General features: G+C 59.1%; 14 protein-coding genes. 6 read left to right on the top strand and 8 right to left on the bottom strand.

Features of this window, described 5'->3' with window-relative positions; all coding sequences use genetic code 11:
- Positions 1-78: 78 nt before the first annotated feature.
- From XMD517_RS12190 to XMD517_RS12170, 5 genes are all read right to left on the bottom strand, one after another.
- Entirely contained in the window at positions 79-618 is a 540-nt protein-coding gene (locus XMD517_RS12190) for a DUF3035 domain-containing protein (RefSeq protein ID WP_173486736.1), read from the bottom strand.
- Positions 619-679: 61 nt separating this feature from the next.
- Entirely contained in the window at positions 680-1,150 is a 471-nt protein-coding gene (gene lspA / locus XMD517_RS12185; protein WP_173486737.1) for a signal peptidase II, read from the bottom strand.
- Between the two features lie 5 nt (positions 1,151-1,155).
- Positions 1,156-2,745 (bottom strand): bifunctional phosphoribosylaminoimidazolecarboxamide formyltransferase/IMP cyclohydrolase, encoded by a 1,590-nt coding sequence (purH, locus tag XMD517_RS12180; RefSeq protein WP_173486738.1) that lies wholly within the window; start codon positions 2,743-2,745, stop codon positions 1,156-1,158.
- Positions 2,746-2,772: 27 nt separating this feature from the next.
- Positions 2,773-4,512 carry a heparinase II/III family protein gene (locus tag XMD517_RS12175; RefSeq protein ID WP_173486739.1) on the bottom strand — a complete coding sequence of 580 codons (1,740 nt, stop codon included), beginning with the start codon at positions 4,510-4,512 and terminating at the stop codon, positions 2,773-2,775.
- Between the two features lie 172 nt (positions 4,513-4,684).
- Positions 4,685-5,977: an RsmB/NOP family class I SAM-dependent RNA methyltransferase gene (locus tag XMD517_RS12170; protein WP_173486740.1), complete on the bottom strand. Its 1,293-nt coding sequence runs from the start codon at positions 5,975-5,977 to the stop codon at positions 4,685-4,687.
- A 68-nt stretch (positions 5,978-6,045) separates the two neighbouring features.
- Here XMD517_RS12170 and XMD517_RS12165 point away from each other — a divergent pair, with 68 nt between their 5' ends.
- On the top strand, positions 6,046-6,228 hold the full coding sequence (locus tag XMD517_RS12165) for a DUF1674 domain-containing protein (protein ID WP_173486922.1): 183 nt from the start codon (positions 6,046-6,048) through the stop codon (positions 6,226-6,228).
- 90 nt (positions 6,229-6,318) lie between these two features.
- Here the strand turns inward: XMD517_RS12165 and dapB are convergent, their stop codons facing one another.
- Positions 6,319-7,128, bottom strand: coding sequence for a 4-hydroxy-tetrahydrodipicolinate reductase (dapB, locus tag XMD517_RS12160; RefSeq protein ID WP_055192747.1), 810 nt, complete (start codon positions 7,126-7,128; stop codon positions 6,319-6,321).
- 96 nt (positions 7,129-7,224) lie between these two features.
- Here dapB and rbfA point away from each other — a divergent pair, with 96 nt between their 5' ends.
- Positions 7,225-7,650: a 30S ribosome-binding factor RbfA gene (rbfA, locus tag XMD517_RS12155; protein ID WP_055192870.1), complete on the top strand. Its 426-nt coding sequence runs from the start codon at positions 7,225-7,227 to the stop codon at positions 7,648-7,650.
- Between the two features lie 78 nt (positions 7,651-7,728).
- Positions 7,729-8,634, top strand: a complete 906-nt coding sequence (gene truB / locus XMD517_RS12150) for a tRNA pseudouridine(55) synthase TruB (RefSeq protein ID WP_173486741.1) — start codon at positions 7,729-7,731, stop codon at positions 8,632-8,634.
- Positions 8,635-8,876: 242 nt separating this feature from the next.
- Here the strand turns inward: truB and deoA are convergent, their stop codons facing one another.
- Positions 8,877-10,187, bottom strand: coding sequence for a thymidine phosphorylase (deoA, locus tag XMD517_RS12145; RefSeq protein ID WP_173486742.1), 1,311 nt, complete (start codon positions 10,185-10,187; stop codon positions 8,877-8,879).
- 92 nt (positions 10,188-10,279) lie between these two features.
- Between deoA and XMD517_RS12140 the strand changes: the two genes are divergently transcribed.
- Positions 10,280-10,813 carry a DUF1643 domain-containing protein gene (locus tag XMD517_RS12140; RefSeq protein WP_173486923.1) on the top strand — a complete coding sequence of 178 codons (534 nt, stop codon included), beginning with the start codon at positions 10,280-10,282 and terminating at the stop codon, positions 10,811-10,813.
- A gap of 43 nt (positions 10,814-10,856) precedes the next feature.
- On the opposite strand, the gene XMD517_RS12135 is transcribed toward XMD517_RS12140, so the two are convergent.
- Positions 10,857-12,053 (bottom strand): calcium-binding protein, encoded by a 1,197-nt coding sequence (locus tag XMD517_RS12135; RefSeq protein ID WP_173486743.1) that lies wholly within the window; start codon positions 12,051-12,053, stop codon positions 10,857-10,859.
- Positions 12,054-12,272: 219 nt separating this feature from the next.
- Here XMD517_RS12135 and XMD517_RS12130 point away from each other — a divergent pair, with 219 nt between their 5' ends.
- Positions 12,273-12,581, top strand: coding sequence for a DUF5665 domain-containing protein (locus tag XMD517_RS12130; RefSeq protein ID WP_368493367.1), 309 nt, complete (start codon positions 12,273-12,275; stop codon positions 12,579-12,581).
- A gap of 143 nt (positions 12,582-12,724) precedes the next feature.
- Positions 12,725-12,994 (top strand): 30S ribosomal protein S15, encoded by a 270-nt coding sequence (rpsO, locus tag XMD517_RS12125; protein ID WP_055192751.1) that lies wholly within the window; start codon positions 12,725-12,727, stop codon positions 12,992-12,994.
- Positions 12,995-13,075 lie beyond the last annotated feature (81 nt).

Raw genomic sequence — 13,075 nt, 5'->3', positions numbered from 1 at the left:
AAGCCATGCGCACGCAAAGTTGATAAGCTTCTGCACCCAAGCGCGCAAAAGTGCAAAGCTGCAACAGGGGGGACGGGTTTACTCGGTCGGAAGGAATTCAGGCGGAGCGGACGGGGTCCAGACGCCGGCACGGCGGAGGCGTTCAAGCTCACGGTGCTGATCCAGCTCCATCCTTTCATACGCACGGAAATAGACATTCACGTCAAACAGGCGTTCCAGCAGGCGCCCATCGTTTTCGCGACGCCATTCCAGATCTTCCGCAGCAAGCGCCTGACGGATATTGCCCGTCACGCCTTTGCGCCCCGCGTAGGATACCAGCGCGGTTTCGCTGCGCCGGATCCCGGTATCGTCCAGCAATCCGGGCTTTCCGCCCAGTGCCGCCACCGCGTCCTTGATCGGGGTCGGGTCGGTCAGGTTGCTGCCACCGGGGGTTGGCGGGGGCAGATCACGATAGCTCGGGGGTTCCTGCAACGGCTTGGTTGGCAGGATGGCAAACTCATCCGGGCTGCTTTGTGTCGATTTCAGGTTCATCAGGCGTGGGTTGTCATCGCTGCTGCAGGCAGAGATCGCAAACAGGGTGGCCCCGAGGATCAGAACTTTCATCGTTACATTGCGCATTGAGCAAACCCCCATTTCTTACCGTTTCTTAGCCCATCTGGAAACGCGCGTCACGCGCCTTTCACTCGGACTTGGCAGGATCGGCAAAAAGCACCAGCCCAAATGCGCCGGCAAAGACAAATATATCCGCGACGTTGAAGGAATAGGGGTTTTGAAAACCACAGCAGGACATGTTCAGAAAATCAACCACGGCCCCGTAAATCACCCGGTCCACCACATTCCCGAGCGCCCCACCGACCAAAAGCCCCGCACTGATCAGCGCCAGGCGACCCGCGCCTGTTTTGACAACCCAGCGCACCACCCAGGCAGAGATGCCCAGCGCAAGGGCAATCAACACCCAGCGCATCGCCGAGCCATCTGACCCGAAGAGGCCGAAATTGACCCCCCGATTCCAGGCCATCTGGAAATTCAGAAAAGGCGGAAACACTTCAACCCAGCCACGTTGCGCAAGGTCCAGCACATTCAGCACAAAAAACTTGCTGCCCTGATCAATCAGGAGCGACAGGGCAGCAAAAAGAGCAATCACACGCATCGGGATCAATGGCGGAAGTGACGCATACCGGTGAAGACCATGGCGAGGCCGGCCTCATTTGCCGCCTTGATCACCTCGTCATCGCGCATCGAGCCACCGGGCTGGATCACGCAGGCGCCACCCGCAGCGGCGGCTTCCATCAGGCCATCGGGGAAGGGGAAAAACGCATCCGATGCCACGGCGCAGCCCTTGGCGAGGCTTTCATCCAGACCCAGCTCTGCCGCCATCCGGCCCGCTTTCGACGCGGCAACATTGGCGCTGTCGAGACGCGACATCTGCCCTGCACCAACACCGACGGTTGCGTTGCCTTTCACATAGACAATCGCATTGGATTTCACGTGTTTGGCAACTTTCCATGCAAACAGAAGGTCTTGCATCTGCTCATCGGTCGGCGCTTTTTCGGTCACAACCTTCAGGTCCTCCATACCGACATAGCCGACATCCTTGTCCTGAACGAGCATGCCACCGGCAACCTGTTTATAAGCCACAATCGGCTCACGCGTGTTCGGAAGGCCATCGGTCAGCAGCAGGCGCAGGTTTTTCTTGGCAGCAAAGATTTCCTTGGCCTCATCAGATGCGCCCGGCGCAATGACAACCTCGGTGAAGATCTCGACAATCTTGGTTGCGGTCTCGGCATCCAGCGGTTTGTTCAGGGCCACGATGCCCCCGAAAGCCGAGGTGCGGTCGCAGTCGAACGCCTTTTGATAGGCTTCAACCAGCGTCGCACCTTTTGCCACACCGCAGGGGTTGGCGTGTTTGATGATCGCCACGGCAGCACTTTCGGCGGGGTCAAATTCGGCCACCAGCTCATAGGCTGCATCAGTGTCGTTGATGTTGTTGTAGCTCAGCTCCTTACCCTGCAACTGAACAGCGGTTGCCACGCCGGGACGGTTCGAGCCATCGGTGTAAAACGCCGCTTTCTGGTGGCTGTTTTCGCCATAACGCAGGGTCTGTTTCAGCTCACCGGCAAAGGCGCGGCGCTTGGGCGCATCCAGTTCCAGCGCCTTGGCCATCCAGTTCGACACGGCCGAATCATAGGCCGCAGTGCGGGCATAGGCCTTCTGCGCCAGCTTTTTACGGAATTTGGGGCAGGTCTTGCCGCCATGCTGATCCATGTCACCCAGCAGTTTTTCGTAATCTTCCACATCCACAACCACGTTCACGAAGGCGTGGTTCTTGGCCGCGGCACGGATCATCGCCGGGCCACCAATGTCGATGTTTTCGATGCAGGTGTCATAATCGGCCCCTTTGGCGACAGTGGCCTCAAACGGGTAAAGGTTCACAACGAGAAGGTCGATGGCGCCGATACCGTGCTCGGTCATGGCGGCAACATGCTCGTCATTGTCGCGCAGGGCCAGAAGGCCACCATGCACGCGGGGATGCAGGGTTTTCACCCGACCATCCATCATTTCCGGGAACTCGGTGATTTCCGAGACATCTTTCACGGCCACACCGGCCTCACGCAGCGCCTTGGCAGACCCGCCGGTCGACAGGATTTCAACACCGCGCGCCTCCAGCGCCTGTCCCAGCTCAATAAGCCCGGTCTTGTCGGATACGGAAATAAGCGCGCGCTCTACGCGATGAAGGTCGGTCATGTCGGTCTGGCCCCTTAGGCAGCGAAGTTACTGTGGCAGCTCGCGGTCACCGTCTTCAAGGTCGCGCAGAACCGAAGGGGTCTCTTGCGCCTTTGCCAATGACCAACGAATGCGTGTCGCATAATCCATTGCGACCGCCCTGAGAACCACCTGTTTCGTCGCACGGGGCTTTAAACGCGTTTTTTCCAGATAAACGCTGTTTTCCAGCGTCAGTTCGGCCTGTCCGTCATGGCGGAAAACCCAGATTTCACCTGATCTGAGCGCCATCGACACGGCCGTCCCCCCCAGATCCAGCGCCGCATCCACATCCGGGTGCAGGTGGAAACGCACCGCGAAAGGAATTCCCTGCAACCCGCGCGCATCCATCACCGCATCAAACCGGCCCTTATGGTCGGGATCGAGTGCCGCAAGCGTTTCTTCGCCGGTCAGGTCACGACCATCCACGCTCAGCTCCAGACGACGCATGTGCAAAAGGCCATGGCTGGACAGATAGCCGTCATGATCGGCAAAGATACCCACCCGCCCCGCATCCTGTGTCATCTGCACCCGCACATCTTCGGGGGCCTGAACCAGTTGACCACTTGCCCCATCCCCTCCATCCGCCACGCGTGAGGACGACACCCCCTTGAGGCCCAGTGTGGAATGCGAAGGTGTGGCCCGCCCCGCCTTGCGCCAATCCTCTCCAAACTGAACGCCGGTGCCGCAATTCACGATCAGCGGGCGCCGCCCCGAGGTCAGTTCGAAAGACAGGGTTGAGGCATGGGCATTGACAGACGCCCTTCCCCGAGGAGGGGCGGCCGCATCCACTACAATTGTTGTGCGCCCTCCGGTCATCCGGGCAAATCCCATCGACAGACCCGGATGCGCACCTCCGCGAATGCCGGAACTTGCCAGCGCATGATCCAATCGCCCCTCAAGGCCACGCCCGCCGCCATGAAACCGCGCCAGCCCACCATCAGCGTGGCGCAAGGCCCGCAGGGTGGGAGCGATCCGTTCCATGGCTGCAAGATGATCTGAAGGTGCGGCTTGTCCAGTTTCGGACAGGGCGGACGCCACCCAGGTCAGCAGGGTAAATACCTCCAGCAGCTCTTCGGGGTTGCGGGTCGGAATGCCACCTTCGGCGTCAATCTGCTCACGACAGTCCTGCGCCAGCGCGCGCACCGCGGGCGCGACATGCTTTTCCATCCCGGTCAGGCTGAGGCCCGCATAGATCAACCCCGTCAACGCTTCGAACCGGGGCAGTCCCGGACTGGCCCCATGCCAGCGGCGCGACAGAAAAATCGTCTGCTGCCCAAGTGAGGAGAAAAACCGCTTGCTGTTTGCAGGCTCCATTCCAGCCATCAGGAACAGCGCATGGTTGATCCAGCGGATCAAACGCCGCCCGGTCAGGTCCGGGGTCCAGCCCGGTCCACGTCCTGCACCGAAGTGATCAATCCAGTCGATCAACCAGTCCTGGCCCCGTTTCCTGGCCTGAAGATCCCCGAGGGCCGCCAGGTCATCCAGCCAGACAAACCCCTGCAATTCTTTGGCAAATTGCGGACTCGGCGGGGCAAGATCCCACAATCCACATGCAGGCGCATTCACCAGATGTCCGGCAAACAGAAAATTGCCCGCCACCAGTTGCTTGCCTCTGGCAAAAGATCCCACTGTCCGTGGCTCTGGCTGCGACACAAACCCCGTTGCCGGCGCCGCACGGGTAGAGCGCCATGCCTGCCAGCGATTGGCGAGCTGGTTTCGAAAATCTGTTGGGGGCGTTCGCTGTGCCACCTGCTTCACCTTGGCAACTCCTTGCCCTGCATGGCCTTTTTGCGGCCAACCGGGCTTCACCTCAAACCAGTATTCCCCTCTTTTTGTCGGGGGTTGAGAGGAGCATACATCCGGGCGTCGCCTCTGTCATCTGGCGATTTCACGCCTGCAGCGGGCACGTTAAACCGCGATGTCAGGCCTTGCGAAAAGCGGTGACAAAAAACCCGTCCATCCCGCCCAGATCGGCGTGATAATGGGGAAACAGGCGCAGCCCTTCAGGGCCTATCCAACCCTCATCCACACCGGGAATACGCAAGGCGTCAAGGTCCAGTTTCAGGCCTTCGTGGCGCGACAGCGCATCCCGCACCTGCTCTTCCCCCTCGTCAATCAGCAAAGAACACGTGCAAAACACCAGCCGCCCGCCCGGCCGCAAAAGGCGCAGCGCCCGGTCGATCATATATTCCTGCAGCTCGAACAGGCCCGGAAACTCGCTTCCATCCTTGGCATGTGGCAGGTCCGGGTGACGCCGGATTGTACCGGTTGCCGTGCATGGTGCATCCAGCAAGATCGCATCAAACGGTCCGTCCTCGAATTCCAGCGCGTCACCGACAACCGTGGTGGCCTGCAACCCGGTGCGGTTAAGGTTCTCCTCAACCCGTCTCATGCGCCCCTCGGAAATATCCAAAGCGGTCACCTCCGCCCCCGCTGACGCAAGCTGCATCGTTTTGCCCCCGGGGGCTGCACACATATCCAGAACCCGCTCTCCGGCTTGCGCGCTCAGCACCTTCGCCGGCAGAGACGCCGACACATCCTGCACCCACCAATCCCCGGATGCATAACCCGGCAAGGCCGTCACCTGTCCGGGATCCATCAGGCGCACCGACCCCGTCGGCAAGTGCATCCCCGTCAGGCGATCTGCAAGGTCTGCCGAATTCGATTTGGCGGAGAGGTCCAACGGCGCCCCAGCAAAATGCGCGACCTCCATCGCTTCGACCGCTTCCTTGCCGTAATCTGCCAAAAGCGGTTTGCGCAGCCATTTCGGCAGACGGGGCACGGGCAACTTGTCCCATTTATCGACCTCCCCCGAAATTTTGCGCAAAACGGCGTTGACCAGCCCTGACATTTTCTCGGTGGTGCGGTCCTCACGCGCGGCGGAGACACAGGAATTCACCACCCCATGTGCTGCCCCCCCCGAGCAGATTTCAACCACCCCCAGGCGCAGGATATTCATCACCCGGAGCGGGGGGCGTTTTTTCAGATGCGGTCCCAGCATCCGGTCGGCACGGTCCATACCGCGCAGAACCGTCAAAACCAGTCGTTGGGCACGTGCGCGCTCTTCCACCTCAAGACGTTTCAACCGCTTGGGCAGAACTTCGGACAGCAGACGCTTGTCTTCGATCACATCCCCCAGCAGGTCCACCACAACATGCCGCGTGTCGATGACACGTGTTTTGCCTTTTTGCCCGGCCTGTCTTGCACCCGCCATTTTCTCACCTTTGCCTTTTTGTCATGAGCGGCCTATATCAATCCCAGCATAGCGACAAGGATATCGACATGTCCGACGAAAAACGAGATCTGCCACCCGCCGCCCAACGCGCCCTGGATGAGGCAGAGGCACGGCGAAAAAAGGCGGAAGCCGATGCAAAAGCGATCCCCAAGGAATATGGTGGACGCGACGGGCCCGAACCCGTGCGCTATGGCGATTGGGAAAAAAAGGGCATCGCCATCGACTTCTGAGGCGCCCCTCAAATCACGCCGAAAGGGGCTCTGCCCCTCGAGCTTCGCTCTCACCCCGAGGTATTTCGGGCAAGAAAAAGGCGCGCGGCTTCAGAGACCGAGCACATCCAGCATGTCATATTCGCCAGGCTTCTGGCCCTGCCCCCAAAGCGCGGCTTTCAACGCACCCCGTGCAAAGACAGACCGATCGCTGGCCACGTGACGAAGCGTGATGCGCTCCCCCTCAGCGGCGAACAGAACATCATGTTCCCCGATGATGTCACCGCCGCGGATGGCATGAAACCCGATATCACCGCGTTTGCGTGCTCCGGTGATCCCGTCGCGGCCACGATCGGACACATCCGTCAGGTTCACACCACGCCCTTCAGCGGCAGCCTCTCCCAGCATCAATGCAGTGCCAGAGGGCGCATCCACCTTGTGGTGATGGTGGCTTTCGATGATCTCGATATCGTAATCTTCATCCAACGCCGCTGCGACCTTTTTGGTCAGCTGGGTGAGGAGGTTCACCCCAAGGCTCATATTGCCAGCCCGCACAATCGTGGCGTGCCGCCCGGCAAGGCGGAGTTTTTCGAGATCCTCATCGGTCAGCCCAGTGGTGCCGATCACATGCACGGCACGGGCCTGCGCGGCGATTTCAGCCATGTCCACGGTCGCAGACGGGGCGGTGAAATCAATCACGGCCTGTGCTTTGGACATGGTTTCCAGCGCGTCATCGCTGACCGCAACGCCAACCGGCTGGCCGCCCATACATTCGCCCACATCACGCCCGATCCAGTCATGCCCCGGGCGATCAAGCGCACCAACCAGCCGCGCCTTGTCCGAGGCCAGGACCTCTTTGATCAGCATCTGCCCCATCCGGCCTGACGCCCCCATCACAACAATGCCCGGCAATTCGCTCATGTCTTGTCTCCTTATTTCGTTCCTCTCCTAACCCGCATTTCCCTGCTTGGCAAAGCCCTGCTTGCATGATTGCGCATTCCGCCCTATGTGGACGCCATGGCAAAGAACCGATTTCATGACCACGATGGCCCGTCGCAGCGACAGCTGCGTGTGGCTGAATTGATTCGCCGCACCCTGTCAGAGGTGCTGGCACGCGGCGATGTGCATGACCCCGAGCTGAACCGGATGTCGATCACGGTGGGTGAGGTGCGCACGTCGCCGGACCTGAAGATTGCCACCGCCTATGTGCTGCCTCTTGGCGGGCATGGGAAGGACGAAGCGATTCAGGCCCTCGCCCGCAACAAAAGCGAGCTGCGCCGCGCCCTTGGCAAGTCGACGAACCTCAAGTTCACACCTGACCTACGGTTCCAGATTGACGAAACCTTCGACCAGATGGACGAAACCCGTCGCCTGTTCGCACAAGAGGACGTGCAGCGGGATCTGGACGAAGGGTTGGACGACGACAGAAGCGACGAAGACTGACCTCTTCTCTTCAACTAGACTGACACCGCCACCCCGATTGACCCGCGGGTGGGAAAATTCATCTGTGGGGCACGGCATATGGCACGCAAACGCAAGGGACGCGACATTCACGGCTGGTTGATTGTGGACAAGCCGGCGGGCATCAGCTCAAACGCGGTGGTGAACAAGGTGCGCTGGGCGATGGGCGCAAAAAAAGCGGGCCACGCGGGCACATTGGACCCGGAAGCCACCGGCGTTCTTGCCGTTGCGCTGGGGGAGGCCACCAAGACGGTTCCTTATGTGACGGATACGCTGAAGGCCTATCGCTTCACCGTGCGGTTGGGACAGGCAACCAACACCGATGATGCCGAGGGTGAGGTGATTTCCGAAACAACTGCACGCCCATCCGATGATGAAATCGAGGCAGCCCTTGACCAGTTCACGGGTCAGATCATGCAGGTTCCGCCCAAATTTTCTGCCATCAAGATCGATGGTGAACGCGCCTACAAGCTCGCCCGGGACGATGAGGATTTCGAGATTGCCGCGCGACCACTTTGGGTCGAGGAACTGCGGGTGGTCGAGCGCGATGATGCGGATCATGTAACGCTGGAAATGACCTGCGGCAAAGGGGGGTATGTGCGTGCCATTGCCCGCGATTTGGGCGAAGCCCTTGGCTGTTTTGGCCATGTTCGCGAATTGCGTCGGATCTGGTCCGGCCCGTTTGAGGTTGAGGATGGTGTCAGCATGGAACTGGTTGAAAGCCTTTCCAAAACAGGTGAGCTGGACCAATATCTGCTGCCTCTGGAAGACGGCCTGTTCGAACTGCCCGAACTGATCTGCACCGCAGATGGTGCCACGCGCCTGAAACATGGCAATCCTGGCATGGTGCTGGGATCCGACGTAGAATACGGCGATGAAGCCTGGGCTTCCTTTGAAGGCAAGGCAGTTGCGGTGGGGATATTCCGCTCGGGTGAATTGCATCCCAGCCGCGTTTTCAATCAGTAACCCGCACGAAGACGCCACAACACCGCATTGCTATCGCGGCCCAAACCAAAAGGGGCTTTGCCCCTCGGCCCCGCTTTTATAGCGTGGCCTCACCCCAGGATATTGCTAACCAGAAAATGAGGCTGGCGTGCGCGCCCCTTTTTCTTGCCTCAAATACCTCGGGGTGAGCCTCGAAGAGGCGAGGGGCAGCGCCCCTTATGCATTGCGGGAGTGGTCTTTGCGGATAAGATCTCTGAACAGCATTAGCCTTCGACAATGTCACGTAAGGCGGGTGTTTTTTCGGGGGCGGTGCCGATTTGGTAGGCCGCAAGGATCTGCTCATGGGCAGCGGCGGCATGGGTATCATCATCTGCATGGATCAAGGCAATTGGATCACCTTTTGAGACTGCCACCCCCAAATCCAGGAGCCCGGTCAGCCCGACAGCGGGATTGACCTCATCTGAGGCGCGCCTGCGTCCACCGCCAAGTTCAACCACGGCAAGGCCGATATTGCGGGTGTCAATTGCACGGATAAATCCATCGGCCTGCGCACATACCTGCGTAACATGCTTTGCTTTTGGCAGCAGGGAGCTGTGGTTTTCGATCAGGTCTGCGGGGCCGCCCAGCGCCGTCACCATACGGCCAAATAGCTCGGCCGCTTTACCGCTATCCAGTGCGCGGGTGACCGCAGTCAACGCTGCCATGCGATCTGTTTGCAAGCCTGAGGTGAGCAGCATTTCCGCGCAAAGGGCAAGCGTGACCTCACGCAGACGGGGATCTTGCTTGGTGCCGGTCAGGAATTCGATCGCATTGACCACTTCCAACGCATTGCCTGCCGCCGAGGCCAGCGGTTGGTTCATATCGGTCAGCAAAGCGTGGCATGGCAGGTCTGCACTGCGGGCCACTTGTGTGATTGAAAGGGCCAGATCCTTGGCCGTTTCATAGTTGGCCATGAAAGCCCCGTTGCCAAACTTCACGTCCATCACAAGAGAACCCAGCCCAGCCGCAAGTTTTTTGGACAGGATCGAGGCCGTGATGAGCGGAATGCTTTCCACCGTCGCGGTCACATCACGAATGCCGTAAAAGCGTTTGTCAGCGGGGGCGAGATTGGCGGTCTGGCCAATCACCGCGCAACCGACATCTTTCACAACCCTGGCAAAGAGCGCGTTGTCGGGGGTCACGGTATAGCCGGGAATGGCCTCCATCTTGTCCAAAGTGCCCCCGGTATGGCCCAGCCCACGGCCGGAAATCATTGGCACATACCCGCCGCAGGCGGCAACAATCGGTGCGAGCATCAGACTGACATTATCCCCCACCCCTCCGGTCGAATGCTTGTCGACCGCCGGGCCGGGCAGGTCATCCCAGCGAAAGACATCCCCGCTGTCGCGCATGGACAGGGTAAGTTGCGCGGCCTCGTCCGGCACCATGCCCTGGAAAAAGACCGCCATGGCAAAAGCCGCCACCTGCCCTTCGCTGGCAGTCTGATCTGTAATCCCCTGAACCATGGCAGCAATCTCGTCCATTTCCAGACGGTGCCCGTCGCGTTTTTTACGAATGATCTCGGCAATCAGCATGGTGGTGTCCTTTCCTCAAGCGAACAGTTTTGACCTTTTGGACAAAATTGGCAAGGGATTGCTTTTCCCGTCAAGCGGGGGCAATGACAGGCATGATTACACGAGAGTTTCAAAAAGGCGATGCCGCCAGCGTAGCGGTCTATTCGGATTGCGAACATTATCGCTATGCTCTGACGCGCGTATGGGACCCACAGGCGAAACGGGTTCTTTTCATCATGCTGAACCCCTCCAAGGCGACGGAAATTCAGAACGATCCCACTGTAGAGCGGTGTGAACGCCGGGCGCGCGCATTGGGATTTGGCGGATTTCGTGTGGTCAACATCTTTGGCCTACGCGAGACGCATCCACAGGTAATGCGCCAGGCGGCAGATCCGGTCGGGCCGGAAAACGATCTGGAACTGCTGGCAGGATGTGACTGGGCCGACCAGATCATTTGCGGCTGGGGGACACATGGAGCGCATCGGGACAGGGGGAATGAGGTTGCAGATCTACTGCGCGCGCGAGGCCACCGCTTGTATCACCTTGGGCTGAGCAAAGCGGGGCATCCAAAGCATCCACTGTATATTGCCTATGCTACGCAACCAATGCGCTGGGACCGCGGAAACGCGACTGACGGGGGCCAGTAAAGCTAGAGAACAGTTTGCGGGCACACTCACGACGGTCCGATCGTTAGGCGTAGACCTCTTCCATGACCTCAACATAGAGGTCGGCAACCGTGGCTCCGGGCGCACCTTGCAAGATGGCGACAACTTCGCCGTTCACCGAAACCACACCATCCTCCCCATCATCAGAAGGGGTCACCTCGAGCGCTATGGTGTCGGGGTCGACATCTGGATCAAGCGTGATGCGCAGAAAATCCTCGCCAGACACAAAATCGGTGACGGTTGCATGGCCAAGCCCGGCGCCCTGATCGGAATAGAGGTGGAAATTATCCGCTCCTTCGCCACCAGTTGCGATATCGAACCGGTCAAAGATCAGAGTGTCATTGCCTTCCCCACCATCCAGCGTGTCACTGTCACCATCGATGTGCCAGTCAAAGCTGCTGCGCTCAGCACCGCTGTTTTCCATCGCGTGGCCGAGGTGATTTAGAATGTCATCGCCAGTATCCCCAGAGATTTCATCCGCACCATAACCGCCGGCAATCTGGTCATCCCCGGCACCGCCGGACAGGGTATCATCATCCGGCCCGTCACCGGTATCATCATGCTGCCCGCCGAAAATCAGGTCAATGCCTTCGCCGCCAAGGATGCTGTCATTGCCAAGCCCCCCATCGAGATAGCCCGAATATTGGTCATCATTTGCGGTATAGGCGCCGACAATCTGATCATTGCCTTCACCGCCAAAAACGGCCGCAGGTGCGGCGCCCACGGTGATCAGATCATCCCCGGCACCTCCGAAGGCAAAGCTGGCATCATCCCCTGTGGTGATGGTGTCATCGCCGCCCTGCCCGTCGATCACCTCAACCAGCTCGTCCTCTTGCAGATCGACAAAGGGGGTGCCGTTAAACAGTTGAAGCGCCGCGTCCGAGGCCGTTCCATCGCTGGACCCGACAAAAACATCATCCCCATCGCCCAGTTGAACAGGGTCGGGGTCACGATCATCCGTGATCTTGTCATAGTCCTGCAACCCGTAGATCGCGTCGGTGTTTTCTGCCAGCAGCTTGTCAAGAAAGGTTGCGTCCGGCCCTTCACCAGCCCCTTCACCCGGCTGATCAATCGGGTTGAGAACATCGCCCTCATCGGGAGATTGGGAGCTGTCAGGGTTCAGGAAATCGCCGGTCGATTCCCCCGTGGTCTGGCCGTTGGTCGTCGGTTGCACATCATCCGGCTCAATCTCTTTGCTGCCTTCAAGAAATCCCTCTGCCATGAAGGCAGCGGGCACGAGACCGAGAAACAATAGACCTAACAGCATTTGGCACCTGTATTTTTTGCCATCACCACTTATATCACACCATAACGAGAATCGTGAGGTGACACACAACCACTCGCCCGAGGCTACCGCAACCACACCCGACTTGCAAAAAAAAATGCCTTCAAATTTCACTAAATGCCCTTAAAAATATAAGAAATAGTTAACGGAGGCTCCGTGCAAAAATCAGATCAGACGCCGGTTGACACCCGCACCTCCAGCATCGGTGACGAGATCCGCGCCTTGCGGGAAGAAGTGCATCACCTGAACAGTCACCGCTTCATCCGCCTGCATGACAGCCTGTGGAAACTGGGCCTGTTTCAGCTTTACCGGGGGCTGGCCTTTGGGCTGGGGTCGGTTCTGGGCGCCACCTTTCTTGTGGCCGTGGTCGTGCAGATGCTGTCTTCGATCGACTTCATTCCAGTGATCGGAAATTGGGCGCAACAGATCATCGAGCAGATCAACGCCCCGCAATCCACGCCCTGAGCAGCCTTGTTTTCCTTGCCATTGCTGCAGAATCCCCCTATACGCGCGCATCGGTTTCTGAAACGGGACCGATACCTCCATGGGCCCTGCTGGACGACATCCCGGCCTGCGCCATCCACTTTAACCTTGTAAAGGAGACCCCGATGTCGATTACGCCCGAAGAAAAAGCTCGTCTGATCAAAGAGTTCGGCACCAAAGACGGTGACACCGGTTCGCCCGAAGTACAGGTTGCCATCCTCAGCTCGCGTATCGCGACCCTGACCGAGCACTTCAAAACCCACAAGAAGGACAACCACGGTCGTCGTGGCCTTCTGAAAATGGTTGCTCAGCGTCGTAAGCTCTTGGACTACACCAAGGCAAAAGACGAGGCCCGTTACCAGGACCTGATCAAACGCCTCGGCCTGCGCCGCTAATCGCTCCGATATTCGGAATGATGCGCCCGTCTCGAAAGAGGCGGGCGTTTTTTGTGTCAAACCCCAAACGCCTCGCGTTAG

The sequence above is a fragment of the Aliiroseovarius sp. xm-d-517 genome, from assembly GCF_013283135.1.
In the GTDB taxonomy this organism is placed as follows: domain Bacteria; phylum Pseudomonadota; class Alphaproteobacteria; order Rhodobacterales; family Rhodobacteraceae; genus Aliiroseovarius; species Aliiroseovarius crassostreae.
Note: the sequence above shows the minus strand (reverse complement) of the source record. Positions and strands in the feature narration are given on the sequence as shown.

Bases quoted from the DNA above. Each gene is read 5' to 3' on its own strand.
- XMD517_RS12135 (WP_173486743.1), bottom strand. From the start codon at position 12,053: ATGGCAGAGGGATTTCTTGAAGGCAGCAAAGAGATTGAGCCGGATGAT.
- XMD517_RS12165 (WP_173486922.1), top strand. From the start codon at position 6,046: ATGTCCGACGAAAAACGAGATCTGCCACCCGCCGCCCAACGCGCCCTG.
- truB (WP_173486741.1), top strand. From the start codon at position 7,729: ATGGCACGCAAACGCAAGGGACGCGACATTCACGGCTGGTTGATTGTG.
- XMD517_RS12140 (WP_173486923.1), top strand. From the start codon at position 10,280: ATGATTACACGAGAGTTTCAAAAAGGCGATGCCGCCAGCGTAGCGGTC.
- rpsO (WP_055192751.1), top strand. From the start codon at position 12,725: ATGTCGATTACGCCCGAAGAAAAAGCTCGTCTGATCAAAGAGTTCGGC.
- rbfA (WP_055192870.1), top strand. From the start codon at position 7,225: ATGGCAAAGAACCGATTTCATGACCACGATGGCCCGTCGCAGCGACAG.
- dapB (WP_055192747.1), bottom strand. From the start codon at position 7,128: ATGAGCGAATTGCCGGGCATTGTTGTGATGGGGGCGTCAGGCCGGATG.
- XMD517_RS12170 (WP_173486740.1), bottom strand. From the start codon at position 5,977: ATGGCGGGTGCAAGACAGGCCGGGCAAAAAGGCAAAACACGTGTCATC.
- deoA (WP_173486742.1), bottom strand. From the start codon at position 10,187: ATGCTGATTGCCGAGATCATTCGTAAAAAACGCGACGGGCACCGTCTG.
- XMD517_RS12190 (WP_173486736.1), bottom strand. From the start codon at position 618: ATGCGCAATGTAACGATGAAAGTTCTGATCCTCGGGGCCACCCTGTTT.
- lspA (WP_173486737.1), bottom strand. From the start codon at position 1,150: ATGCGTGTGATTGCTCTTTTTGCTGCCCTGTCGCTCCTGATTGATCAG.
- purH (WP_173486738.1), bottom strand. From the start codon at position 2,745: ATGACCGACCTTCATCGCGTAGAGCGCGCGCTTATTTCCGTATCCGAC.